The 24961-nt window shown below is 57.1% G+C and carries 20 protein-coding genes; 8 read left to right on the plus strand and 12 right to left on the minus strand.

The genetic code is table 11. The annotated features are described in order from the left end of the window. The first annotated feature begins 29 nt into the window (after positions 1–29). Together BK660_RS25650 and BK660_RS25655 are read left to right on the plus strand one after the other, a co-directional pair. Positions 30–1097: a phosphotransferase family protein gene (locus BK660_RS25650; RefSeq protein ID WP_123435664.1), complete on the plus strand. Its 1068-nt coding sequence runs from the start codon at positions 30–32 to the stop codon at positions 1095–1097. A gap of 43 nt (positions 1098–1140) precedes the next feature. Beyond that, entirely contained in the window at positions 1141–1908 is a 768-nt protein-coding gene (locus BK660_RS25655; protein ID WP_123435665.1) for an SDR family oxidoreductase, read from the plus strand. Between the two features lie 120 nt (positions 1909–2028). Here the strand turns inward: BK660_RS25655 and BK660_RS33155 are convergent, their stop codons facing one another. The 11 genes from BK660_RS33155 to BK660_RS25705 form a co-directional block, all read right to left on the minus strand. After that, the gene (locus tag BK660_RS33155) at positions 2029–2412 is read right to left on the minus strand and encodes a hypothetical protein (protein ID WP_259698533.1); all 384 of its coding nucleotides are present in this window, start codon (positions 2410–2412) and stop codon (positions 2029–2031) included. A 27-nt stretch (positions 2413–2439) separates the two neighbouring features. Beyond that, positions 2440–2625, minus strand: coding sequence for a hypothetical protein (locus BK660_RS33160; protein WP_259698534.1), 186 nt, complete (start codon positions 2623–2625; stop codon positions 2440–2442). Then, positions 2625–3038 (minus strand): hypothetical protein, encoded by a 414-nt coding sequence (locus tag BK660_RS25665; RefSeq protein WP_123435666.1) that lies wholly within the window; start codon positions 3036–3038, stop codon positions 2625–2627. The genes BK660_RS33160 and BK660_RS25665 overlap by 1 nt, the downstream gene beginning before the upstream one ends. A gap of 54 nt (positions 3039–3092) precedes the next feature. Then, positions 3093–3368 (minus strand): TRIC cation channel family protein, encoded by a 276-nt coding sequence (locus BK660_RS33165; RefSeq protein ID WP_259698535.1) that lies wholly within the window; start codon positions 3366–3368, stop codon positions 3093–3095. Positions 3369–3763: 395 nt separating this feature from the next. Continuing rightward, entirely contained in the window at positions 3764–4015 is a 252-nt protein-coding gene (locus tag BK660_RS25675; RefSeq protein WP_123435667.1) for a DUF1652 domain-containing protein, read from the minus strand. A 198-nt stretch (positions 4016–4213) separates the two neighbouring features. Next, complete coding sequence (locus BK660_RS25680) at positions 4214–5710, minus strand: PAS domain S-box protein (protein WP_123435668.1); 1497 nt, start codon at positions 5708–5710, stop codon at positions 4214–4216. Between the two features lie 202 nt (positions 5711–5912). Then, positions 5913–6806 (minus strand): RNA polymerase sigma factor SigJ, encoded by an 894-nt coding sequence (sigJ, locus tag BK660_RS25685; RefSeq protein ID WP_123435669.1) that lies wholly within the window; start codon positions 6804–6806, stop codon positions 5913–5915. A 3-nt stretch (positions 6807–6809) separates the two neighbouring features. Further along, complete coding sequence (locus BK660_RS25690) at positions 6810–7244, minus strand: carboxymuconolactone decarboxylase family protein (RefSeq protein WP_123435670.1); 435 nt, start codon at positions 7242–7244, stop codon at positions 6810–6812. A gap of 126 nt (positions 7245–7370) precedes the next feature. Beyond that, complete coding sequence (locus BK660_RS25695) at positions 7371–13220, minus strand: DUF3320 domain-containing protein (protein WP_123435671.1); 5850 nt, start codon at positions 13218–13220, stop codon at positions 7371–7373. 393 nt (positions 13221–13613) lie between these two features. After that, complete coding sequence (locus tag BK660_RS25700; RefSeq protein WP_123435672.1) at positions 13614–14897, minus strand: Zn-dependent hydrolase; 1284 nt, start codon at positions 14895–14897, stop codon at positions 13614–13616. A gap of 155 nt (positions 14898–15052) precedes the next feature. Beyond that, positions 15053–16537, minus strand: coding sequence for an NCS1 family nucleobase:cation symporter-1 (locus tag BK660_RS25705; protein ID WP_123435673.1), 1485 nt, complete (start codon positions 16535–16537; stop codon positions 15053–15055). A gap of 541 nt (positions 16538–17078) precedes the next feature. Here BK660_RS25705 and hydA point away from each other — a divergent pair. The 3 genes from hydA (at position 17079) to preA (ending at position 21330) form a co-directional block, all read left to right on the plus strand. After that, a complete protein-coding gene (hydA, locus tag BK660_RS25710; RefSeq protein ID WP_123435674.1) occupies positions 17079–18518 on the plus strand; it encodes a dihydropyrimidinase in 1440 nt (479 codons plus the stop codon). A gap of 169 nt (positions 18519–18687) precedes the next feature. Continuing rightward, positions 18688–20055 (plus strand): NAD(P)-dependent oxidoreductase, encoded by a 1368-nt coding sequence (locus BK660_RS25715; RefSeq protein ID WP_123435675.1) that lies wholly within the window; start codon positions 18688–18690, stop codon positions 20053–20055. Next, positions 20056–21330 (plus strand): NAD-dependent dihydropyrimidine dehydrogenase subunit PreA, encoded by a 1275-nt coding sequence (gene preA, locus BK660_RS25720; protein WP_123435676.1) that lies wholly within the window; start codon positions 20056–20058, stop codon positions 21328–21330. It abuts the gene before it with no gap. Positions 21331–21445: 115 nt separating this feature from the next. Here the strand turns inward: preA and BK660_RS25725 are convergent, their stop codons facing one another. After that, positions 21446–22066 carry a TetR/AcrR family transcriptional regulator gene (locus BK660_RS25725; protein WP_123435677.1) on the minus strand — a complete coding sequence of 207 codons (621 nt, stop codon included), beginning with the start codon at positions 22064–22066 and terminating at the stop codon, positions 21446–21448. Positions 22067–22204: 138 nt separating this feature from the next. Between BK660_RS25725 and copC the strand changes: the two genes are divergently transcribed. From copC to BK660_RS25740, 3 genes are all read left to right on the plus strand, one after another. Then, complete coding sequence (gene copC / locus BK660_RS25730; protein ID WP_123435678.1) at positions 22205–22567, plus strand: copper homeostasis periplasmic binding protein CopC; 363 nt, start codon at positions 22205–22207, stop codon at positions 22565–22567. 3 nt (positions 22568–22570) lie between these two features. Then, positions 22571–23431: a copper homeostasis membrane protein CopD gene (gene copD / locus BK660_RS25735; protein WP_123435679.1), complete on the plus strand. Its 861-nt coding sequence runs from the start codon at positions 22571–22573 to the stop codon at positions 23429–23431. 158 nt (positions 23432–23589) lie between these two features. Then, entirely contained in the window at positions 23590–24888 is a 1299-nt protein-coding gene (locus tag BK660_RS25740; protein ID WP_123435680.1) for an OprD family porin, read from the plus strand. The last annotated feature ends 73 nt before the right edge of the window (positions 24889–24961 follow it).

Consider the following 24961-nt stretch of genomic DNA (forward strand, 5'->3'; position numbering starts at 1 on the left):
GGCCTCCAAAATAAGCAGAAGGGATAAGCATGGCGCTTACTGACCAGTCCACCCGTATCCGCTCTGGCGAAGAACTTGATGCCAGCCTGATCGATCCGTACCTCAAGGCACACATTCCGGGCCTCAGTGGTTTGCCGCAGATCAGCCAGTTTCCCGGCGGCGCATCGAACCTGACGTACCTGCTGGAATACCCCGAGCAAGAATTTGTCCTGCGTCGGCCGCCGTTTGGCCACAAGGCCAAGTCCGCCCACGACATGGGCCGCGAATTCCGCATTCTCAACCAGCTCAAGGACGGCTTCCCGTATTGCCCCAAAGCCTACGTGCACTGCACCGACGAATCGGTGATCGGCGCCGAGTTCTATGTGATGGAACGGGTCAACGGGATCATCCTGCGCTCTGAACTGCCGCCGGAACTGGGTCTGGATTCGGCAAAAACCGAAGCCCTGTGCAAAAGCTTCATCGACAAGTTCGTTGAACTGCACCGTGTCGACTACAACGCCTACGGCCTGGGCGATCTGGGCAAACCCGAAGGTTATGTCGCCCGCCAGATCAAAGGCTGGAGTGATCGTTACGAGAAAGCCCTGACCCCGGACGCGCCACAGTGGGACGTGGTCAAAGCCTGGCTCAACGACAAAATGCCGGCCGACCACCCGACGTCCAGCATCGTCCACAACGACTATCGCTTCGACAACGTGATCCTCGACCCGCAAAACCCGATGCAGATCATCGGTGTGCTCGACTGGGAGCTGACCACCCTCGGCGACCCGTTGATGGATCTGGGCAACACCCTCGCCTACTGGATCGAAGCCGGCGACCCGGCGCCGGTGCAACTGATGCGTCGCCAGCCGAGCCACGCACCGGGCATGCTGACCCGTCGTGAATTCGTCGACTACTACGCTGAGCGCTCGGGCATCCAGATCGATAATTTCGACTTCTACTACACCTATGGCCTGTTCCGCCTGGCAGGCATCGTGCAGCAAATCTACTACCGCTTCTTCCATGGTCAGACCCAGGACAAACGCTTCGCGCAGTTCATTCACATGAACAAACTGCTGGAGCAAATGAGCCTGCAAGTCATCCAGAAATCCAGCCTTTGATTACGCGCCTGGCCCAATAACAAGACTTTCTAAAGAGAACCCCATGTCCAAGACTCAGTTGTTCGACCTCGACGGCAAGATCGCTTTCGTTTCCGGCGCCAGCCGTGGCATTGGTGAAGCCATCGCCAAACTCCTGGCCCAGCAAGGCGCCCACGTCATCGTCTCGAGCCGCAAGCTCGAGGGTTGCCAGCATGTGGCCGACGCGATCATCGCCGCCGGCGGCAAAGCCACTGCGGTCGCTTGCCACATCGGTGAAATGGAACAGATCAGCCAGGTCTTCGCCGGCATCAAGGAACAGTTCGGCCGTCTCGACATTCTGGTCAACAACGCAGCGACCAACCCACAGTTCTGCAACGTGCTGGACACCGACCTCAGCGCCTTCCAGAAAACCGTCGACGTCAACATCCGCGGCTACTTCTTCATGTCGGTGGAAGCCGGCAAAATCATGCGCGAAAACGGTGGCGGCAGCATCATCAACGTCGCCTCGATCAACGGCGTCTCGCCGGGCATCTTCCAGGGCATCTACTCGGTCACCAAAGCGGCCGTGATTAACATGACCAAAGTATTCGCCAAGGAATGCGCGCAGTTCGGCATCCGCTGCAACGCCCTGCTGCCGGGCCTGACCGACACCAAGTTTGCCTCGGCGCTGGTGAAAAACGATGCGATCCTGAAGACTGCGTTGCAGCAGATTCCGCTCAAGCGTGTTGCCGATCCGAGTGAAATGGCGGGCGCGGTGTTGTATCTGGCGAGTGATGCGTCGAGCTACACCACTGGGGTTTCGTTGAATGTGGACGGTGGGTTCTTGTCCTGATTTGATTTGCCAGATGCAAAAAAGGCGGCCTTGTGGCTGCCTTTTTTTGTGCTCATGTTCAGGATCGTTCCCATGCGCTGCGTAGGATGGCGCCTGCGAAGCTCTGCGTCGCCACATCAACTAACCAGCACGAACAAACTCAACCGGTCGCCCAGTCAAATCCAAAACTCTAAAATACCCTTTGATACTCTTCACGTTACGGATTGCCAGTTGAACATGCGTTTCATGCATAAAATCCGTGCCTGGATAAAGTCGTTCACCCTCCCAAAATGGTGAGCGAACTGAATCGTATGCAGGCGCATCAGTAAATTTTCGGAATGCATGCAAGGCATCAATGACCTGACAATCCAAGCGACGCAGATAAGGCCTGTTTTTGTTAAGGGGCTGACCACCCTCTTTTTTTGAGGCAGCTTCAAGCCACAGGTAAGTCTGGCGGATTTCGCGCAGTGCGCTCTCAGTCGTGAAATCCAGGCAACGGCCCAAATCGATAACAGCACCGATCACGAACGGATTTTTGATAGAACTGCGTTTTTATGCATTCGTCGCAAAACTGAGCGCGCGCTGCGGATTATTTTCCCAAAAATAGGCACCACGACCGAGCCAGTCATAGTCGTTGGTGCTATCGAGGAGCGTCTGTTCACCCGCCAATACACGTTCGCCGACGTCTCGCTCACATCCATGAAAACCAAGTACAAAAGAAGGAGAAATGGAATACATCAGCGAGCCTTATCTTCCCCATTCACAAGCTTGAAAAACGCACGAACCTTGTTCGGATCCTTGAGCATCTCTGTAGCGTATTCATCGATACGCACCGAAGCGTAACTCGCAGCAGATACTCTAGAGCCGTTGGAACCGACCATGACCCAGCCAGTATCCGTGGATGTTTTTTGTCCTTCGATTCCCATATCCGCCATAACTCCTGATCCACTTTTTGCAACCGCTGCTGCAATATGTCCGTATGCCCTTTCAGATTCGCCTTTGTCAGTACCGGCGTGCCCGCTGACAATTCTTCCATTGGTCAGTCGGATAATACCGCCGTGCTGGAAGCCGACAGAATCGCGCACAAGCTTTGCTACATGACGATCCCCATCAACGAAAACAACGGCAGTTTTTTTGAGATCCTTCGACATGACCACCTCTATATCCGAGCTTTGTCGCATTGCTCAAATTTAATGAGTTGGTGGTCAATATAGTCTGCAGTTGATAGGGGAGTCATCAAGGCTTGAGTTTCGTCGCTGATTTTCGCCCCACGAAACAATAGAGGTCGAGCAATGGCGACACAAGCCAGCACATTCCTGCATATGTGTAGGCAATAGCGCACAGCGTCGTAGCCATTTCGACAGCAGATCGAGGTTGCTGCGCATAGCGCTGATCGCGCCTTCGATGGCGAACACCGCCGTGCCGACCAGATCGGCGACCAGCACGACCTTTTCGGCACGCGGCGTCAACGCTTCAAGCACCAAGATTTATTTGGTAATGCAGCGCGTAGTCGAAGTCATCCGAGTGACTTGCCCATTCTCCGCCCTCGGTTCGCCCAACACTTCGGCATTGTCGATTTTTTCGCAGTGGCGTTCTACCGGGGGTAGCGGAGGTGGTGGAGGCGGTGGACTGGAGCAACCACTGAGGATCGCAATGCAGAAGGCAAGCGACAGCGGCGAAAAAGCGCGTTTTCCAAGACTGTTCATAGGCTGACCTGCGGTAAGTAATCGATGTTTTCCGCGACTCGACGACAACACCGCGAAGCCGCGGACCGGTCACAGAAAATTTTACCCTCGCATTTCTTATAGCCCAGTCACCGGCCAATGCCAGCAAATAAGGCATTCCGGCTGATTTTCACCCCGAAAAACGACAGCTCTTACCGATTCTCGCCTGGTCGATGCAAATTATTGCTCTGCAACTCGTAACGCAGCTCTTCTATCAGCGACGCCATCGCTTGCGGCGAACTGAGGCTCGTCACTTTCAACCCGCTGACCACCAGGTCGACCTCACCTGACTCCGGGTGATACAGCTTCACCGTCACCGAGTTGTCTCCCGACACGCTGCATTCGCAGGCGCGCGGTGAAAAGTGTTGCTCCAGCAACGCGCGCAGTTGCGTCAGGTAAATCATTACGATTCCCCCTTCGGCTGACTCGCAACCTCGTCGATAGAAACGATATTGAGTGGGCGATGCATAGGGGCAATTCCTTGAGCTGTTTCGTAGAAGACACGAACGGGGCAAAGAGCCCTTTCGCACCCTGACAGCCTAAGGACTGGTGTCTGGCACCAACACCCCCATTTGCACCGCCTGCGCTAGTGCATTTGCACCCTAGCGCTGGCCCTTGGGACGGCGTTCACTGGAGAACAACCCACGTTCGCGCGCCCACACAATCGCCTCGCTGCGACTGTGGACGTCCAGTTTGGAATACACCGTCGAAACGTGGTTGCGCACCGTGTTGAGCGCCAGTTTCAGGCGCACGGCGATCTCCTTGTCGGCCAGCCCTTCGCAGATCAGGCCGAGTACATCGCGCTCGCGAGCGGTCAAGTCGGTGAAGGACACGCTGGGTAACTTCGGCGAATTGACGCTTTTCACGTTGGCGAGTTTTTCGATCAGCGTGCGGCTGAACCAGGAGGTGTCTTTCATCACCTCCTCGATTGCCGCGACCAGTTCCAGCTCGGTGCGTTTGCGTTCGGTGATGTCCATCAACACCAGCAGGTAACAAGGACTGTCCTGAATATTCACGGTGTCGGCCGAGATCGTGCAGTCGATCAAGGCCGTGTCTTTCTTGCGGATCCTGACATCGATGCGGTCCAGGCTCCCGGCTTTCTCCAGCGCCGCAAACAGCTGCGTGCGTGCCGCCTTGTCGTCGATGAAGTCGATCTCCGCGAGCGTCTTGCCGAGCACTTCCTCGCTGGGATACGCGAGGGTATCGAGAAAGGCTTCGTTCACGTCGATCACCACCTGATCCTGCGCGCTGCACACCAGCGTCGGCACCGGTGTCAGGCGAAACGCCTTGGCGAAGCGCTCCTCGCTCTGGCGCAGGGCAATTTCGGCTTTGTGCCGGGGCTCCATGTCGACGAACGAAAACAGCATGCAGTCTTCTTCGTTCAATTCCAGCGGCTGACCCGCAACGATCACCTGTTTGCTGCCACCGTCAGCCAAGCGCAACTCGGCCTGCATCTGTGGAATCGTGGCGTGCTCGCGCAGACGCTCGATGGCCAGGTCTTTCTTTTCGGCGCCTTCAAGGATGTCCAGTTCATAGGTCGACACCCCGATCACCTGATCGCGGGTAAAACCGGTCATCTCCAGAAAACCGCCGTTGACCTTGATGTAACGCAAATCACTGAGGCGACAGATCACCGCCGGGGCCGGGTTGGCATTGAAGGTCTTTTCGAAACGCTGCTCGGCGCTGGCCCATTCGGTGACGTCGTCCATGATCAGCACCAGCGACTCCGGCTCACCGGCACTGTCGGCCAGCACCATGCTGCGCACCCGGTGCACCCACAGGCGCTCTTCATCCCCGGCCGGACTCACTTCAACCAGCACATCGCTGAACGTTTCGCCCCGGGCGACGCGGCTGACCGGGTAATTGTCCTTTGGCACCGGATGATTGTTGCGATAGCGCAAGGCGAAGCGTTTGGCGTACTCCCGGGCGTTGGCGCCCAGTTCGCTGATCTGCCCGACACCGTGCATGGCCAGCGCGGCGTCATTGGCCCAGAGGATCGTCTGATCGAGTTCCAGCAGGATCACGCCGTCGGACAAACCGGCAATAATCTGCTGCAACTGGCGACGATTGGTTTCGGTGCTCAGGACGTCATGGCTCATTGGATCTCCACACATTTAGCGGCGCCCACGCACGGCGCCCAGTGAAGATTACGACCGCGCAGGAGTGGGATCGTGCGAAGAACCTGTGGGAGCGAGCCTGCTCGCGATGGCGGTGGGTCAATCACATTGATATTGAATGTGAAACCGCTTTCGCGAGCAGGCTCGCTCCCACAGGTTTTTTGGAGGTGTCAGTTGGGGCCGGTTACTGCATGTCCAACGAATCCTGCAACCCCGCCAACTTATCCGGATTACGCATGATGAAAATCCGGCTCACGCGCCCTGCTTCGTCAAAACCAAAGGTCATCGACGCCGTGATGACCCCGTCAGCCTTGATGATCACGCCCTGGGCACCATTGATTTCCATCGGCAACCATTCGCACGTTTGCCAATAAGCGTGCAGCGACTGACCAATGAAATCCTCAACGCGGGTAATGCCCAGCAGGGTTTCGCGGATGGCCGACGCCTTGCCGCCGCTGTCCGCGCAGAGTTCGACGTCTTCGCTCAGCATCGCGGTCAATGAAGCCGTCGAGCCGCTGGCGATGGCGCTGCGGAAAGCGCTCAACAGTTGGTCCTGGCGCGCCGGCTCCGGTTGGAAGCGAGCGTGCCCGGCGCCGAGGCTGGTTTTGGCGCGGGACACCAGTTTGCGGCACGCCGCTTCCTGAACGCCCACTGCGTCCGCGACGTGCGCGTAATCCATGTCGAATATTTCGTAAAGCAGGTACGCCGCACGTTCCTTGGGGGTCAGCCGCTCCAGCAACAGCAGGAACGCCGTGGACAGCGACGAGGCCAGTTCATGCATGTGCTCGGGTGAATCCTGGTGGGTGGTGTGAATCGGCTCGGGCAGCCAGGTGCCGATGTAATCAACCCGCGACGTGTGCGCCGACCGCAGCAGATCAATGCAGTGTCGGGTGCACGCCGTGGTGAGCCACGCGGCCGGGGTCGCGATGGAGGCCCGATCGGCCTCCAGCCATTTGATGAACAGCTCTTGCACGACATCCTCGGCTTCGGCGCGCGAGCCAAGAATGCGGTACGCCAGACCGAGCAAAAAGGGCCGGCGCTGCTCGAACACAGGGGCGGCGTTTTCAGCGCAATTCATCGATCAGTGCCTCGACATCTGCAAACGGTTCCACAGGTTGATCATGCCGATCTCGGCCGTCAAGGCACCGATCTGCGCGTCGTTGAAGTGGTCGCGCAAGTCACCGCGCAGACGGGCGTAATCGGTCTTTTCATCGAGCACGGTCAGGGCTTCGGTCCAGACCAGCGCGGCGCATTCGGCGGCGCTGAAATCACTGACGTGGCGCCAGACGATCAAACGGTCCAGACGCTGGTTGCTTTCGTTGGCCTCACGGGCTTCGCGGGTGTGCATTTTCACGCAGAAACCACACTGGTTGATCTGCGAAGCGCGCAGGTGAATCAGGTGTTTGAGGGACGGCGCCAAGTCGTGATTGTCGAGGGCGACGTGGACTTGGGTCAGGCTTTCGAAAACCTGTGGGATCGATTGCAGCAAATTGACCGGTTGGGTGTTGGACGACATCGTGTTGCTCCACTGTTTGAGGGGTTCAACAGGATGACGATTGAGGGTTGGGGTTTGTGACGTGCGCTGATTTTTTCAGCGCACGCCGGGTGTTTCAGGCCGCCAGTCCCCGCTGGCAATCGCTACCTAGAACCCTACTGCTGACTTCATTGCCAACTCTATTCGCTCACGTGCCGCACTCGTCAAACGCTTCACACCAAATGCCTTGGCGATTTCGAGCGGTCTATCACCTGCTGAAATCAATGACGCGACGACTAGCAACTCTTCAGATGCTATTTCTTCTACGGACCGGGCATCATCCAGCGCTCCTGCAATCCGATAACTGTTCCAGCCAGCAACGTCGCTTTCAGAATGCCAGACGAATAGACCGTCGACCGGGTCGCTTCTAAGGTGATGATTCTTCTCTGTCAGATCCAAAACCCGTTCACGGATTAGACGTCCAGAGCGTTGAAAACCATGCGCTCTAGCAATCCGCTGTACCAACAACGAATCGAGAATTGGAGCTTCTTGCGCTAACACATGAGCAATCAAATCTGAAAGAACAACGTCGTACTCTTGAGAGTAAAAGGCGTCCGCTTTGATCCGATCACTCACAATCGTGAAGTCTGTGGCGCGATACTCTCCCTTCACTGCAGGCTTGGCTGGAGCAAAAAACGCGCCTGCAATCTTGAGTTCTGCCGTCTCATCAACGAACTGATCCTGCGTAGAAGGACTGACAATCGCATCTGCCTGATCAACGGTAGCTACTGCAGACAGAGGTGGCACCAGTACCAGATGGGGAACAGGTAGATCTTGAGACTTTGCAATCGCAGGTACTGCGCGCGACTCACTTAAAAGTGTCTCAAGTGACGCATGCAAACGATCAAGCGCACCAGACTTATCAATCCACCATTCGGTGGACCATAGCCGAACCAGTTTCCACCCCAATCCTTTAAGGATTGCGCTACGAACCTTGTCACGATCTCTCGCTGTAGCTGCACTGTGATAAGTCGCGCCATCGCATTCGACACCAACGAGATAGTCACCCGGTCTATCCGGATGGACGATTCCCAAGTCAATTCGGAAACGAGACACACCAATTTGAGGCACTACCTGCCAGCCCTTTCGCCTCAAACCTTGAGCAACGGCCTCTTCAAATGGCGAATCATAGCCACCTACAGACCCCTGCACCGCCTCAGCAAGCGCTCTTGGGCCACGTTGAGCAAATTCGATAAAGTGTTTGAGATCACGTACTGCCCGGGCATTGGTACGGTTTAAGTCGACCATTGACGAATCGAAGGATGAAAAGACCAACATTTCCCTGCGCGCACGCGTAATCGCGACATTCAAGCGGCGCCACCCACCTTCTTTGTTCAAGGGGCCAAAGTTCATAGACATGACTTGAGCACCGGGCTCGGTGGGACCGTACCCAATACCCAACATGATCAAATCTCGCTCATCGCCTTGCACAGTCTCCAGATTTTTTACAACGACAGGTTCGGCGATATCATCCTGGAAAAACGGCTCAATCTGCGGAAACTGCTGCCGCGCCCTGTCCAACAGATCGGTAATAAGTCTTTGCTGATCACTGTTAAGCGTGATTATCCCGATTGTATGACCTGCAGCGACAAAGGCTGGGTCCAACAAACGCTTAACGGTTTCGGTAACGATAGCTTCAGCTTCAGCCTGATTGTGTCGACCCTTACCTTTCGCATAGACACCATTGACACGCCGCCACTCCACAGCGCTTGCGCGGGTTTCAGCTGCTGGGAAAGTTATCAAGTTACTGTCGTAGTAACGGTGGTTTGAAAATGCAATCAAACTTTCATGGCGACTACGGTAATGCCAGCTAAGGCTATGGCTTGGAATACCCGCACCGAGACACTCATCCAGAATGCTCTCCATGTCCTCCGACGTATCATCCTCTGACGCGGAGGCAGCACGATTGAAGAAATTCGTGGGGGGCATTTGACGGGGGTCACCCGCAATCACAACCTGCTTGCCTCTTGCAATCGAACCAATCGCATCCCAAGGCGCAATTTGCGAAGCTTCATCGAAAATAACCAAATCGAAAAGAGCTAGGTCCGTCGGTAGATACTGTGCAATCGAAAGCGGACTCATGAGCATACAAGGGGCAAGCTTGGACATGGCGTCGCCCATCTCAACAGCCAATTGTCGCACCGGTTTATGGCGTCGGGACTTCTGCAACTCGTGCTTCAAAATGCCGAAGCCACCCTGTTTGCCAATCTCGTTTTTCGATGGAATCAAACCACACAGCTTCGCTCGTATGTACCGCACTGTGAGCTTGGACAAATCTTCATCAAGACGAACAAACGCCTCAATATCGCTTGTGTGCTCCGCAGGCACGAAGTTTCGCAGCAACGGCTCCGCATCAATCATCACCGTCGCAAACCAACGAGCGTAGGCAGTTTCGAAAGCGTTGACGGTGCCACCTTCTGGTATTGCGTTAGACGCCAACGCATCACTTAACGGTTGCAGCCCCAAGGCCACCGCTTCCTCTCTAACTCGACACCAATCACACCAAGCTTTTAGCTTTGATTCCTGGCGGATGATTGCGTTAGAAGCCTCCAGCAAAGATTCAACTGTCAGTTTCGCCTCAAATGGCCGGTTGCCCAACTCGTTGAATCGTTTGGCGGATTCATTGAAGTTAGCGAGTGCATCTTTCAACTGATGCAATGCCGAAGCAATGAAACCTCCGCCGCCCAGTAATTCATTGGCTTTTACGACAAGCTTTTCAGTAGCTCCGCGTAAAGAAATCAGATCTTCGGGAGACTCCGCTCTGGAGCTAATCATCGTCCTCAGTCGTTCGCCCAACTCGCAGGCGGCAGCCATGGTTGGCGCATCGCTGGACACGCCGCTCCATCCAGGTACGGAACTCACATCTGCAGATAAGCCATCCAGAGAGGCAAGCAAGTTACGCAGTTCGTTAAGCTTGATCAGGTCCGACTCAACGTTCGGGAGTCCGACGGCGCCTCCTGTACTTGCCAGATTTCTAGCTACCTTCTTTTTACCGAGAGTAGCCAGGAGCCAGAATTTAGCCTTCGCCGTATCCCAATCATTTTTGACCTGTTCAAGGTTAATAGTGCGGCAAGCGTCTGGCGCATATCGCAGGGACAGCGACTGTTCAATCTCTCGATATTCTGCGAGTAGCCGAGCAGCTTTTTTGGCAGCACCTATCTTCGCGCTTGCGTTCAGCGTAAAGGCGAATGAAAGATCAATGCTGTGAGCATCAATCAGAACAGCGACAAACTGCGCGAGTTGTTCGATATCCTCACTACTTGCAACCGAAAGTGGAAGGTCGGTGGCTTTCAGCAAACTGCTGCTAGCTACTTTAAGTCGCTCGATAGCGCCCGGGAGATCGCTCGCTGCAGCGACAATCGCTTCCTGCCAACCGTTGGACCAATCCGTAGGAGCCAACAGTGAAAAACTTGCAGAAAGCTCTCGTGCAGCTTGGCTATTCAGATCAAGGCGTCTAGCGACATCCTGAAGCTGAGTGTAGGTGTGCGCGTCGTGAGTTGTGCCCTCTGGCCATCCAATACGCGGTATTGAGGCATTACCATCCCTAACAACACGGCCAATGGCCTGATGCACAGTCCACCCATTAGGTGAACGGCGATGCAACAGCTCTACAACTTCATTAAGGCTATTTCTCAGCCTATGCAGCTTCGAAGTTTCAACTGCCCACTCTCCAGCAGTCAGCGCATCACGTACGTCCCACGCTCGCTCGAGTTGCTTGAGCACTTCTACTTTCGACGTCTTGCTTGAGTGGAGTTCAAGACAGAATTCGCCTAACCCCTTTTCCTCAAGTCGACGATAAACCACATCAAGCGCCGCCATTTTCTCCGCGACGAACAAGACCCTACGTCCGAGGGCAAGGTTGTGCGCAATCATGTTTGCAATGGTTTGGGATTTACCAGTGCCAGGAGGCCCGTCGAGTACAAAGTCACAACCACTGGCCGAAGCAACGACGGCCGCCAATTGAGAAGAGTCCGCAGGTAAAGGCGTAAAGAGATCAGCAGGGTTGATCTTCTTATCTAGTTCGTTGGATTGAGGAAAGTCACCCGCAGTCGAATAGCCTTCACCACCAATGCTCCTTTCCAACAGGTGCTTGACCATAGGGCTTTTCAAAAGCTGTTCGGAACGGGCCGCAAGATCCTGCCACATCAAGTATTTCGCAAAGGAAAAAGTCCCCAACACGAGCTCCGTTGTGACTTCAAATCCCGGCACATCCCTTATCGCGCGTCTGACAGTATTCCAGATACCTGCGACATCGATACCGCTCTCATCGCTCGGAAGCTCCCCTTCCAACCCTGGAATGACTAACTCAAAATCGTGGCGCAATAGCTCGAGCAATGTAAGGTTAAAGCGAGGCTCATCCTCAAGCAGAGTCATAGTTACGCCTGACAAAGCGCTTTTACGGTCAAGCTTCACCGGTAGCAAAATCAAGGGAGCAGAATAAGTCTTGGGATCATCTGCCGACTTTTTCCATTTTAGAAAGCCGACAGCAAGAAACAGCGTGTTTGCGCCCCCCTCATCCAGATCGCTCCGGGCTTTGCGATAGAGGTCGATCAACGCAACTTCAAGCTTGCTCTTTTCGAGTGTGGCAAGTACTTCGCCTCGGGATAGAGCCGTCCTGGCATAATCATCGCGCAAACTTTCACGGTTTTGTTGCTCATACAGAGCAGCATCTCGTCCTCCCGCTTCAAGATCTGGCACAGGAACGATACGAATACGCTTTCCGCTGGCGAGTTGATCCTCCAATTCCGCTGGATCAGGACAAATCAGTCGGACACCTTTTGCGCTATCCGGCAAGTGAAGGAGCCGGTTGCGCGTGGTGAGATCTAGAAGTTTGCGCTGCCAAAGCGTTAACTTTCCAGCAGGGGAATCTGCATCGGTAGAAATCTCGATGTCGAAGCCGGGCAACGGAGGTGCTGCTTCCAAGGACTCTGATACTTCTTCTTGCCCTTCAGCAGGACTGGCTTTAGGCAGATATACCGAGGAGGCCAAGGGTCGGATACGCTGCATACGAGCCCGATGAATATCAATGGCCATGATGAAGTCTTCATCATTGATTTGCCGCTCTGCATTGCTTATCGCTTGACTGAATCCCGGCACAGGAAACTGGGTTGCGAGCGTAGTTTCAAATACGAGCACTTCTTTTAAGTCGATACGCTTGCGTACCGCTGCGGCTTCGTCGGTAATGAGCTGAGAGAATTCTTGTGGTTGAAGCCAAACGCCAACAAACGCATGCCCTTTGGTCATAATCAACAGAGCATTTAGCCCAGCCTGCTCCAGCGCTGCCGCAAAAAGCAATGCCGTATCCAGGCACGTCGCAACACCTCCCTCCAGAATAAGGCCCGGCGTCCGAACCTTTTGCCCCTGGGTTTCAAAGCTTGCGGGGGGTAACGCATAACTCAGCCTTAGCCCGCAAACAGCCGACCATATCGCGGAGGCCAACTCCCACGTCCTGGTTCTAGATTTACTTTCGTATCCGTCAATGCCATCCGTTTTTCCAGCGCGGCGCAAAACGTCCGATGCAGACTTCAGAACTCGATCGACCGCTGGGTCATTGGGCATCACAAAAGCGGGAAGCAACTCCGGCATGGAATTGACACCGCCCCATTCATTTTTCGCTAGAAGCTCAATCGGAAACGATTGGCTGAAGAGAGTTTCATCCTTGCAGCGAAGACGCAGAATGACGGTAGCAGTAAGACTTTCTGCAAGATCGGCAAGATAGCCGGCATTCAGCGCCAAATTGCGCTCGGTGATATGAAGCGTCGAACCTTTACTCAGACGGTCCAGACGCCACGTTTTACCTTCGAGAAAGGGAGGGTCTGCCACAAGCTCCAGTTCAAGATCGTTGAAGTCTGCCTCACCGTCGTTGTGTACCGTCAGCTCTCGCAGAACCGGCACAGCATTTTGGTGGGAAGCGAAGCCGATTTTGCTGGCTATCACCGCCTCGATCTTGATGGTCATAACCATTTCTCCATGGTGAACCTGACGATGCAACTATGAATACATGCACAAATAGCGGGCATACTCACCGACATGAAGGGTTTTTGAAACCGCTTTTTTTGGAAAATCGTGTGGTTTCGAATATTGCTACGCAAAAAGCGGCGCATGCATGACAAGGATCAACATCGCGAGCGCTTTCGCGCTGCTTGTACGATCAAATAGTTTTCAAAAGGTTAAGTTCTATCGCGATTATTTATTCAAACCAGAGCGTTCGTCTCTACGACTTATTCGTAACTGACGGAGTGTTGCAACGCTCCGACAAACCTCTTCACGTAATTTACTCATCTGTAAAAAAAAACGGCCTCCTGGCCGTTTCTTTAACTGAAGCAGTTACACATCAATAGTGTTAATCCGCTACCTCACCAACTCCCCGCTGGCAATCGCCGCCGACGCCGCCAACATCGCCCGCAACAACACCGCACACCCCGCCGCCAGATCATCCGGCGCGGCATTCTCGATTTCGTTGTGGCTGATGCCACCTTCGCACGGCACGAAGATCATCCCGGCCGGGCCGAGTTCGGCGAGGAAGATTGCGTCGTGCCCTGCTCCGCTGACGATGTCCATGTGCGATAAGCCCAGGCCTTGCGCGGCGTTGCGCACTGCGTCGACGCAGCCTGGGTCGAAGTACAGCGGCGGGAAATCTGCCGTCGGGGTGAGTTCGAAGGTCAGGCCGTGTTCATTGCAGGTGGTTTCGATGATTTGCCGGACTTCGGCGATCATCGAGTCCAGGCGTGCCGGTTCCAGATGACGGAAGTCGAGGGTCATGCGCACTTCGCCGGGGATGACGTTGCGTGAGCCGGGGTAGGCTTGCAGGCAACCGACGGTGCCGCAGGCGTGGGGCTGGTGGACCAGCGCGGCGCGGTTGACTGCACCGACAATCACGGCGGCGCCGACCAGGGCGTCCTTGCGCAGGTGCATCGGGGTTGGGCCGGCGTGGGCTTCGACGCCGCGCAGTTTGAGGTCAAACCACTTCTGGCCGAGCGCGCCCATCACCACGCCGATGGTTTTGTGTTCGTCTTCGAGGATCGGGCCTTGCTCGATGTGGGCTTCAAAATAAGCACCGACCGCATGGCCGCTGACCTGGCGTGGACCGGCGTAGCCAATGGCATTGAGGGCCTGGCCCACGGTGATGCCTTCGGCGTCGACCTTGGCGAGGGTTTCTTCGAGGGTGAATTTTTCGGCAAAGACCCCGGAGCCCATCATGCACGGGGCGAAGCGCGAGCCTTCTTCGTTGGTCCAGACCACCACTTCCAGCGGCGCTTCGGTTTCGATGTTCAGGTCGTTGAGGGTGCGCAGCACTTCGACGCCGGCCAGCACACCGAAACAGCCATCGAACTTGCCGCCGGTGGGCTGGGTGTCGATGTGGCTGCCGGTCATGACCGGTGGCAGGCTCGGATTGCGGCCCGGACGGCGGGCGAAGATGTTGCCGACGGCGTCGACGCTGACGGTGCAGCCGGCTGCTTCACACCAGTTGACGAAGATGTCGCGGGCCTGGCGGTCGAGGTCCGTCAGGGCCAGGCGACAAACGCCACCCTTGACCGTGGCGCCGAGTTGGGCGAGCTCCATGAGGGATTGCCACAGGCGGTCGCGGTTGATGTGCTGATGGGTGGATTGCAGAACGTCTACGGCTGCGTTCATGGGGATCTCCTCAGGCAGTTTGTTCCAGATTTATTCAGGTAGTGCTTTGGTGTTGTTGAGGCCGTCTTCGCGAGCAGGCTCGCTCCCACAGGGAACCGCATTCCAATTGTGGGAGCGACGGTGCGACGATTCGACCTGCTCGAAGGGGCCATCCGCTACACCGCCGATTTCGCGACGGATGGACTAGGCCGCAACGAGCACAACCCGTAATAAATCACCCCACCCAGCGCCGAGCCGGTAAACCAGCCGTAGCTGTAGAACCAGCTGAACGCATCGCTGCCCAGCGACAGCAGCGTCAACACCACCGGCACACCGAACGCGATAAAGCCGAACCAGTTCCACGCCGGATACACGTCATCGCGATACAGCCCGGCCAGATCCAGTTGCTGTTTCTTGATCAGGAAATAGTCCACCACCATGATCCCGGCAATCGGCCCGAGCAGGCTGGAATACCCCAGCAGCCAGTTCGAATAGACCGTTTCCAGGCTCAGGTCCGAAACAATCAAGCCAAGCTTTTTCAGCAGCTCATGCGCCATCAGCAACAGCCCCACCACCCCGGTGAGCAACACCGCTTTGGTGCGGTTGATCAACTTGGGCGCAACGTTCTGGAAATCGTTGGTCGGTGAAACGATGTTGGCCGCGGTGTTGGTCGACAGCGTGGCGATGATGATCAGTGCCATGGCCAGCGCGACCCAGATCGGGCTCTGGATATGCCCGATCAACGTCACCGGGTCAGAGACGGTCACACCCACCAGTTTCACCGAAGCGGCGGTCATGACCACACCCAGCGAGGCAAAAAGGAACATGGTCAGCGGCAGGCCGATAATCTGCCCGATGATCTGGTCTCTCTGGCTTTTGGCGTAGCGGCTGAAGTCGGGAATGTTCAACGATAAGGTTGCCCAGAAACCGACCATCGCCGTCAGGCCGGCGGCGAAGTAACCCGCCACGCTCGCGCCCTCGGGACGCTTGGCCGGGATCGCCAGCAACTCGGTCATCGACACATTCGGCAGCGCCCACACCAGCAGGCCGGCACCGACCAAGATCAACAGCGGCGCGGACAGGGTTTCCAGCCATTTGATCGACTCGGCGCCGCGAATCACCACCCACAGATTCAGCGCCCAGAACACCATGAATCCGATGACTTCGCCGGTGCCGCCCAACGACTTCCAGCCCTCGAACACCGAGCCCAGGAACAGGTGAATGGCCAACCCGCCGAACATCGTCTGAATCCCGAACCAACCACACGCCACCAAGGCGCGGATCAGGCAAGGAATATTGGAACCGAGAATGCCGAAGCTCGAACGCAGCAACACGGGAAACGGAATGCCGTACTTGGTGCCGGGGAAAGCGTTCAGCGTCAGGGGGATCAGCACGATGATGTTGGCAAACAGGATCGCCAGCAGGGCCTCACCCACCGTCAGCCCGAAGTACGCAGTGAGTACGCCGCCCAGGGTGTAGGTCGGCACACAAATCGCCATGCCGATCCAGAGCGCGGTGATGTGCCATTTGTTCCAGGTTCGCTCATGCAACTTGGTCGGTGCCATATCGTGGTTGTAACGGGGACTGTCGAGGACGTCGCTGCCGGCTTCGAGTTCATACAAGCCGTTGCGCTCGGTCACTTGCGATCTGATCTGTTGCATGGCCGCTCCACTGTTCTTTGAATTATTTTTTGCTCATCAAGCTGCCGGGGCATCAATAAACGTGCCGGGCCACTCGATTACGCATCGGGCAGTTCCATAAAACGCTACAACCAACTGTTTTTATTCATATATCCAGCAAGTCTTCGGTGAGATGCCTGTTCACTCAGGCTGAATGTCAGGCAAGTTGTCCGAATCGTCAGGACTCAAACTGGTGCATCAAACTTTTTTGAAACGTTGCGCATCAACCATAGACCATCCTCAAGCGGCTGATTTCACATAGAAAATCTCGTCTATTTTTGGAACCTGTCAAGTGCGTCAAAATGGTGAGAAGCCTCACCATTTTGGTGACTTACGAACTTAATCGTTATTAATCAAATGGTTAAAACAGTCATAAGCTTATAAAAAATATTCTTGCTGATTTCATAAACAAAGACTAGCTTCAATTCCTGACAGCGTTGACAGGAATACACCTGTTGGCGACGGTTTTATATAAAACACCTAGAACCGGCATAAGCCGGTCATTGCCTGCGAGGAACTCGGAATGTCTCTGTTGATCCGTGGCGCCACCGTTATTACCCATGATGAAAGTTATCGCGCCGACGTCTATTGCGCCGACGGCGTGATCAAAGCCATTGGCGATAATCTTGATGTTCCGGCAGGTGCCGAAGTGCTCGACGGCAGCGGCCAGTACCTGATGCCCGGCGGCATCGATCCGCACACGCACATGCAACTGCCCTTCATGGGCACCGTGGCCAGTGAAGACTTTTTCAGTGGCACGGCGGCAGGACTGGCCGGTGGCACCACATCGATCATCGACTTCGTGATTCCCAATCCACAGCAATCGCTGATGGAAGCGTTTCACCAGTGGCGCGGCTGGGCTGAGAAATCGGCGTCGGACTACGGCTTCCATGTCGCGATCACCTGGTGGAGCGAGCAGGTGCGCGAGGAGATGGCGGAGCTGGTCAGCCAGCATGGGGTCAACAGCTTCAAGCATTTCATGGCGTACAAAAACGCGATCATGGCCGCCGACGACACGCTGGTGGCGAGTTTCGAGCGTTGCCTGGAACTGGGCGCGGTGCCCACCGTACACGCCGAAAATGGCGAGCTGGTCTACCACCTGCAACGCAAGTTGATGGCCCAGGGCATCACCGGCCCGGAAGCGCATCCGCTGTCGCGGCCTTCGCAGGTGGAAGGTGAAGCGGCCAGTCGGGCGATCCGCATTGCCGAGACGTTGGGCACGCCGCTGTACCTGGTACACGTCTCGACCAAAGAAGCCCTCGACGAAATCACCTACGCTCGCAGCAAGGGCCAACAAGTCTACGGCGAAGTCCTGGCCGGGCATCTGCTGCTCGACGACAGCGTCTACCAACACCCGGACTGGCAGACCGCCGCCGGTTACGTGATGAGCCCGCCCTTCCGCCCTCGCGGCCATCAAGAGGCGCTGTGGCACGGCCTGCAGTCCGGCAACCTGCACACCACCGCGACCGACCATTGCTGCTTCTGCGCCGAACAAAAAGCCGCCGGCCGCGACGACTTCAGCAAAATCCCCAACGGCACCGCCGGTATCGAAGACCGCATGGCGGTGCTCTGGGATGAAGGGGTCAACACCGGGCGTCTGTCGATGCAGCACTTCGTCGCGCTGACTTCCACCAACACCGCGAAGATCTTCAACCTCTACCCACGCAAAGGCGCGATTCGGGTCGGCGCCGACGCGGACCTGGTGTTGTGGGACCCGGAAGGCACGCGGACGATTTCAGCGAAGACCCATCACCAGCAGGTCGACTTCAACATCTTTGAAGGCAAGACCGTGCGCGGCGTGCCGAGCCACACCGTCAGCCAGGGCCGCGTGGTCTGGGCTGATGGCGATTTGCGCGCCGAGCGGGGGGCGGGACGGTATGTCGAACGGCCGGCGTATCCGGCGGTGTTTGATTTGCTGAGCAAGCGGGCTGCACTGCTCCAGCCAAAATCTGTGAACCGCTGAGATCGAGGCCTGCGGCCTTCGCGAGCAAGCCCGCTCCCACATTTGGAATGCATACCCCTGTGGGAGCGGCGGTGCGACGATTCGACTTGCTCGCGAAGGGGCCAGAACAGGCAACACAAAAACCAATGCCCACCAGAGGCAGCACCTCCATCACCGTGAGGCCACTACCGTGATCAAGACCCTGAACCACCTCCCGCATCCTTACGAGAATGCCGCCGCCCTCGCCGGCCATTTCACCGACCTGGCGCCGCCGCTCAACGACCGCCAGGCCCATCTGGAAGCCTCGCGTTGCCTGTATTGCTACGACGCGCCCTGCGTGAACGCCTGTCCCAGCGAGATCGACATCCCGTCCTTCATCCGCAATATCCATCAGGAAAACGTCCAGGGCGCCGCGCAGAAAATCCTCTCGGCGAACATCCTCGGCGGCAGTTGCGCTCGTGTGTGCCCGACGGAAATCCTCTGCCAGCAAGCCTGCGTGCGCAACAACGACCATGAATGCGCACCGGTCCTGATCGGTTTGCTGCAACGCTACGCCGTCGACAACGCTCACTTCAGTGAACACCCGTTCGCGCGTGCGGTATCAACCGGCAAACGCGTCGCCGTGGTCGGGGCCGGCCCGGCCGGTTTGTCCTGCGCGCACCGCAGCGCGATGCACGGCCATGACGTGGTGATTTTCGAAGCCCGGGAAAAGGCCGGTGGCCTCAACGAGTACGGGATTGCCAAGTACAAACTGGTGGACGACTACGCGCAAAAGGAACTGGAGTTCCTCCTGCAAATCGGTGGCATCGAAATCCGCCACGGACAGAAACTCGGCGACAACCTGACGCTCAGCGACTTGCATCAACAATTCGACGCGGTGTTTCTCGGCCTCGGTCTGAATGCCAGCAAACAACTCGGCTTGGCCCACGAAGAGGCGCCCGGTTTGCTCGCGGCGACCGATTACATTCGCGAACTGCGCCAGGCCGATGACCTGACGCAACTGCCGCTGGCTGACCACTGCATCGTCCTCGGCGCCGGCAACACCGCCATCGACATGGCCGTGCAAATGGCTCGTCTCGGCGCTCGCGATGTGAATCTGGTGTACCGCCGTGGCGTGGAAGACATGGGCGCCACCGGTCACGAACAGGACATCGCCAAGTCCAATCAGGTGCGTTTGCTGACGTGGGCGCAGCCGGAAGAAGTGCTGCTCGACGACCACGGCAAGGTGCGCGGCATGCGCTTCGCCCGCACGCATCTGGTGGACGGTCGCCTGCAAACCACCGGGCAAACCTTCGAACTGGCCGCTGACGCCATCTTCAAAGCCATCGGCCAGGCCTTTGACGGCAGCGCCCTCGCCGACCCGCTGGCCCGTGAGCTAAAGCGTCAGGGCGAACGGATTCAGGTCGACGAACAGCTGCGCACCAGCATCCCCGGCGTGTATGCCGGCGGCGACTGCACCAGCCTCGATCAGGACCTCACCGTGCAAGCCGTGCAACACGGCAAACGCGCCGCCGAGGCGATCAACGCTCAACTGATGCTCAACGTGGAGGCTGCGTAAATGGCCGATCTCTCGATTGTCTTCGCCGGCATCAAAGCGCCCAACCCATTCTGGCTGGCGTCCGCGCCACCGACCGACAAGGCCTACAACGTAGTCCGCGCCTTCGAGGCCGGCTGGGGTGGTGTGGTCTGGAAAACCCTGGGTGAAGACCCGGCGGCGGTCAACGTGTCGTCGCGCTACTCGGCGCATTTCGGCGCCAACCGCGAGGTGGTGGGTTTCAACAACATCGAGCTGATCACCGACCGTTCGCTGGAGATCAATCTGCGGGAAATCACCCAGGTCAAAAAGGACTGGCCGGACCGCGCGATGATCGTGTCGTTGATGGTGCCCTGTGTCGAAGAGTCGTGGAAATTCATCCTGCCGCTGGTGGAAGCCACCGGCGCCGACGGCATCGAACTGAATTTCGGCTGCCCCCACGGCATGCCGGAACGCGGCATGGGCGCGGCGGTCGGCCAGGTGCCGGAGTACGTCGAACAGGTCACCCGCTGGTGCAAGACGTATTGCTCGCTGCCGGTGATCGTCAAGCTCACACCAAACATCACCGACATCCGCGTCGCCGCCCGCGCTGCCCATCGCGGGGGTGCGGATGCGGTGTCGCTGATCAACACGATCAACTCGATCACCAGCGTCAACCTCGAGCGCATGGTCGCCAACCCGGTCGTGGGCAGCCAAAGCACTCATGGCGGTTACTGCGGGTCGGCGGTCAAGCCGATTGCGCTGAACATGGTCGCCGAAATCGCCCGTGACCCGCAGACCCAAGGCCTGCCGATCTCCGGCATTGGCGGCATCGGTAGCTGGCGCGATGCGGCGGAATTTATTGCGCTGGGCAGCGGTTCGGTGCAGGTGTGCACGGCGGCGATGCTGCATGGCTTCAGGATTGTCGAGGAGATGAAGGACGGCTTGTCACGCTGGATGGACAGTCAGGGCTACGCCAGTATTTCGGAATTTTCCGGGCGGGCCGTGGGCAATACCACGGACTGGAAGTACCTCGACATCAACTATCAGGTGATCGCCAGGATTGATCAGGAGGCGTGCATTGGGTGTGGGCGTTGCCACATTGCTTGCGAGGATACGTCGCACCAGGCGATTGCCAGCGTGAAGCAGGCAGACGGGACACATCAGTATTCAGTGATTGATGAGGAGTGTGTGGGCTGTAATTTGTGCCAGATCACCTGCCCGGTGCAGGATTGTATCGAGATGGTGCCGATGGACACGGGCAAGCCGTTTCTGGATTGGAATCATGATCCGAGGAATCCGTACCATGTAGCGGTCTGAGATTTGCTGAGCCTGAACTGGCCCCATCGCGAGCAGGCTCACTCCTACAGTTGAAATGCGTTCCAAGGTAGGAGCGAGCCTGCTCGCGAAGGGGCCATCAGCCACACCACAAGGCTCAAGGCTCCAACCCGATCCCCCGCAAAATCACGCTGGTCACCGTCTGCACCGCCCGCTCGAACTGCATGTCCGACAACGGCTGGTGATCATTCAAGATATTCACCTGATGATCAAAGTCCGCATAGTGCTGGGTCGACGCCCAGATCATGTACAGCAGGCTCGAAGGCTCCACCGGCAGGATGCGTTTGTCATCCACCCACTGACGGATTTTCGCTTCCTTCATCTTCGCCCAGTCATACAAGCTGGCGTCCAGCGCCTCACCCAATGTCGGCGCACCGTGGATGATCTCGTTGGCCCACACTTTCGACCCATAGGGCCGGCTGCGTGAGTGGTTCATCTTGGCGCGGATGTAGCTGCTGAGCACCACGCGCGGATCGTCGAACATCTCGAAGCACAACGCGTCCTGCTTCCACACTTCCAGCAGATCGAACAACACCGCGCTGTACAACTCGGTCTTGGTGCTGAAGTAGTAATGCAGGTTGGAGCGCGGCAGTTGCACCTCGACAGCGATGTCGGCCATGGCGGTGCCGCCAAAGCCTTTTTCGGCGAAGACCTTTTCCGCTCCCAGCAAAATTTTCTCGACGTTACTGCGACGAATCCCGATCTTGTGATTGCCCATGAGGGCTCCCTGACACCAGCGTTGACCAAGACTAGCATCCGGCTCTACGTCACGGCGACAGGCTAAAACGAAACTTCGACACTAAGCTTTCGGCGGGTAAACTGGCGCCACTTCGAACCTGCCTCAGAGGTATCCGCGATGCTCAAGAAAGCCCTGGTCACCACCGCCCTCCTCGGCTCGCTGCTGGCCGCTTCGTCGGTGTGGGCCCACGCCCATCTCAAAGGCCAGACCCCGGCCGCCGACAGCACCGTGAGCGCGCCCGCGCAGTTGCGCCTGGAATTTTCCGAAGGCGTTGAAGCGACGTTCACCAAGGTCACAATCACCAAGGACGGTGCCGCGGTGCCGGTGAAAAGTCTCGCCACGGAAGGCAGCGACAAGAAAACCCTGATCGTCACGCCTGCCGCACCGCTGACCGCAGGCACCTATAAAGTCGAGTGGCACGCGGTGTCCGTCGACACCCACAAAAGCGAAGGCGCCTACGGCTTCAAGGTTGGCCAGTAATTCATGACGAGCGCGATGGTGCTGTGTCGCTTTGTGCATTTCACCATGGTGCTGATGCTGTTCGGGGCGTGGGTGTTTCGACCGTTGTTGCTCAATGGCAGCGCTGAACACCTCGATCGAAAACTGGCATTGACCAGTCGTTGGCTGGCCGCCGTAGGGTTGGCCAGTGGCGTTGCCTGGTTGCTGCTGATCACCGCCAGCATGGCCGGCGCGTTGGAGGCGGCGTTCGATCCGTCGACCCTGCACCTGGTGTTGGGCAACACGTTTTTTGGCCAGGTCTGGCGCTGGCACTTGTTGCTCAATGGGTTGCTGGTGGCGTTGCTGATGAGTCCGTGGCGGGCCAGCAAGCCGCTGCGAATCGGCCTCGTCAGTCTATTGCTGGCGACCCTCGCGCCGGTCGGTCATGGCGCCATGCTGGACGGCCTCAACGGCCAGTTGTTGATGCTCAATCAAATCGTTCACCTGACCTGCGTGGGTGCATGGCTCGGCGGGTTGATGCTGTTGGTGATGATCTTGCGTCAACCGCAAGAGCAGCCCGTCAAAGCGATATTGCAGCGGTTTAGTGGTGTCGGTTACGCCTTGGTGGCGGGTTTGCTGATCACCGGATTGATCAACGTTCGGGTCCTGACCGGAGTGTTCTGGCCGACACCGTTGTTCACTGGTTTTGCGTTGATCCTGTTGATCAAGGTGGTGCTGATTGCGGCGATGCTCGGTTTGGCGCTGTTCAATCGCCTGCGCATCAACGATTGCGAGCAGCGTCTGTCGACACTTAAAACCAGCGTGATGCTCGAATGGATGCTGGGGATGGGCGCGGTCGCAGCAGTGTCCCTCCTCGGCACCATGCCCCCCATGATTTCCAGCTGACACCTCCCACAGGTTTTTTCGGTGTCCGGACCAATGGCGCCATGTCATCGTACAACTTCTGATTGACAAGCCCTCAGACCCTCGCAAATAATCGCCGCCAATGTTGTACGACGACGTATAACAAAAATAAAAACAACAAGAAGCAAGGGAGCGTCACTGTGAGCAAGCTCGTCCGCAATTCGTCCGCCCGCACCCCCAATCCGATTTTCAAACGCCGTCATGCCCTGAGCCTCATTGGTTGCAGCGGCCTGGCCCTCGCCCTGCCGATGGCCGGCCATGCCGAAGGTTTCACCGACGACGCCAAGGCCACGTTGAACCTGCGCAACGCCTACTTCAACCGCAACTACACCAACCCGGCGTATCCGCAGGGCAAGGCTGAAGAGTGGACGCAAAACTTCATCCTCGACGCCAAATCAGGATTCACCCAAGGCTTCGTCGGTTTTGGTGTGGATGTGCTCGGTCTGTACTCGCAAAAACTTGACGGCGGCAAGGGCACCGGTGGTACGCAACTGCTGCCGATCCACAGCGATGGCCGCCCGGCCGACAACTTCGGCCGCTTGGGTGTGGCGCTCAAAGGCAAAATCTCGAAGACCGAAGTCAAGGTCGGCGAATGGATGCCGGTGCTGCCGATCCTGCGTTCCGACGATGGCCGTTCCCTGCCGCAAACCTTCCGCGGCGGTCAGCTGACCTCCACTGAAATCAGCGGCCTGACGCTCTACGGCGGTCAGTTCCAGCAGAACAGCCCGCGCAACGATGCGAGCATGGAAGACATGTTCATGAACGGCAAATCGGCGGCCATCACCTCGGACCGTTTCAACTTCGGCGGCGGCGAATACACGTTCAACGACAAACGCACCCAGGTCGGTGTCTGGTACGCCGAACTCAGCGACATCTACCAGCAACAGTATTTCAACCTGAGCCACAGCCAGCCGATCGGCGACTGGACCCTCGGTGCCAACCTTGGCTACTTCACCGGCAAGGAAGACGGCAGCGCCCTGGCCGGCGACCTCGACAACAAAACCGCGTTCGCCATGCTCTCGGCCAAATACGGCGGCAACACCTTCTACGTCGGCCTGCAAAAACTCACCGGCGACGATCAATGGATGCGCGTCAACGGCACCAGCGGCGGCACCCTGGCCAACGACAGCTACAACTCCAGCTACGATAACGCCAAGGAAAAATCCTGGCAGGTGCGCCACGACTACAACTTCGTCGCCCTCGGCGTTCCCGGCCTGACGATGATGAACCGCTACATCAGCGGTGATAACGTGCACACCGGCACCATCACCGACGGCACGGAATGGGGTCGTGAATCGGAACTGGCCTACACGGTGCAAAGCGGTCCGTTGAAAAACCTCAACGTCAAATGGCGTAATGCGAGCATCCGCAAGAGCTTCAGCACCAACGAATTCGATGAGAACCGTATTTTCATCAACTATCCGATTTCGCTGTTGTAACACTGCCCCTGTAGGAGTGAGCCTGCTCGCGATAGCTATCTTTCAATCAGCACTTTGGTTGACTGATCCACCG

The organism is Pseudomonas brassicacearum, from assembly GCF_003732265.1.
GTDB lineage: Bacteria > Pseudomonadota > Gammaproteobacteria > Pseudomonadales > Pseudomonadaceae > Aquipseudomonas > Aquipseudomonas brassicacearum_D.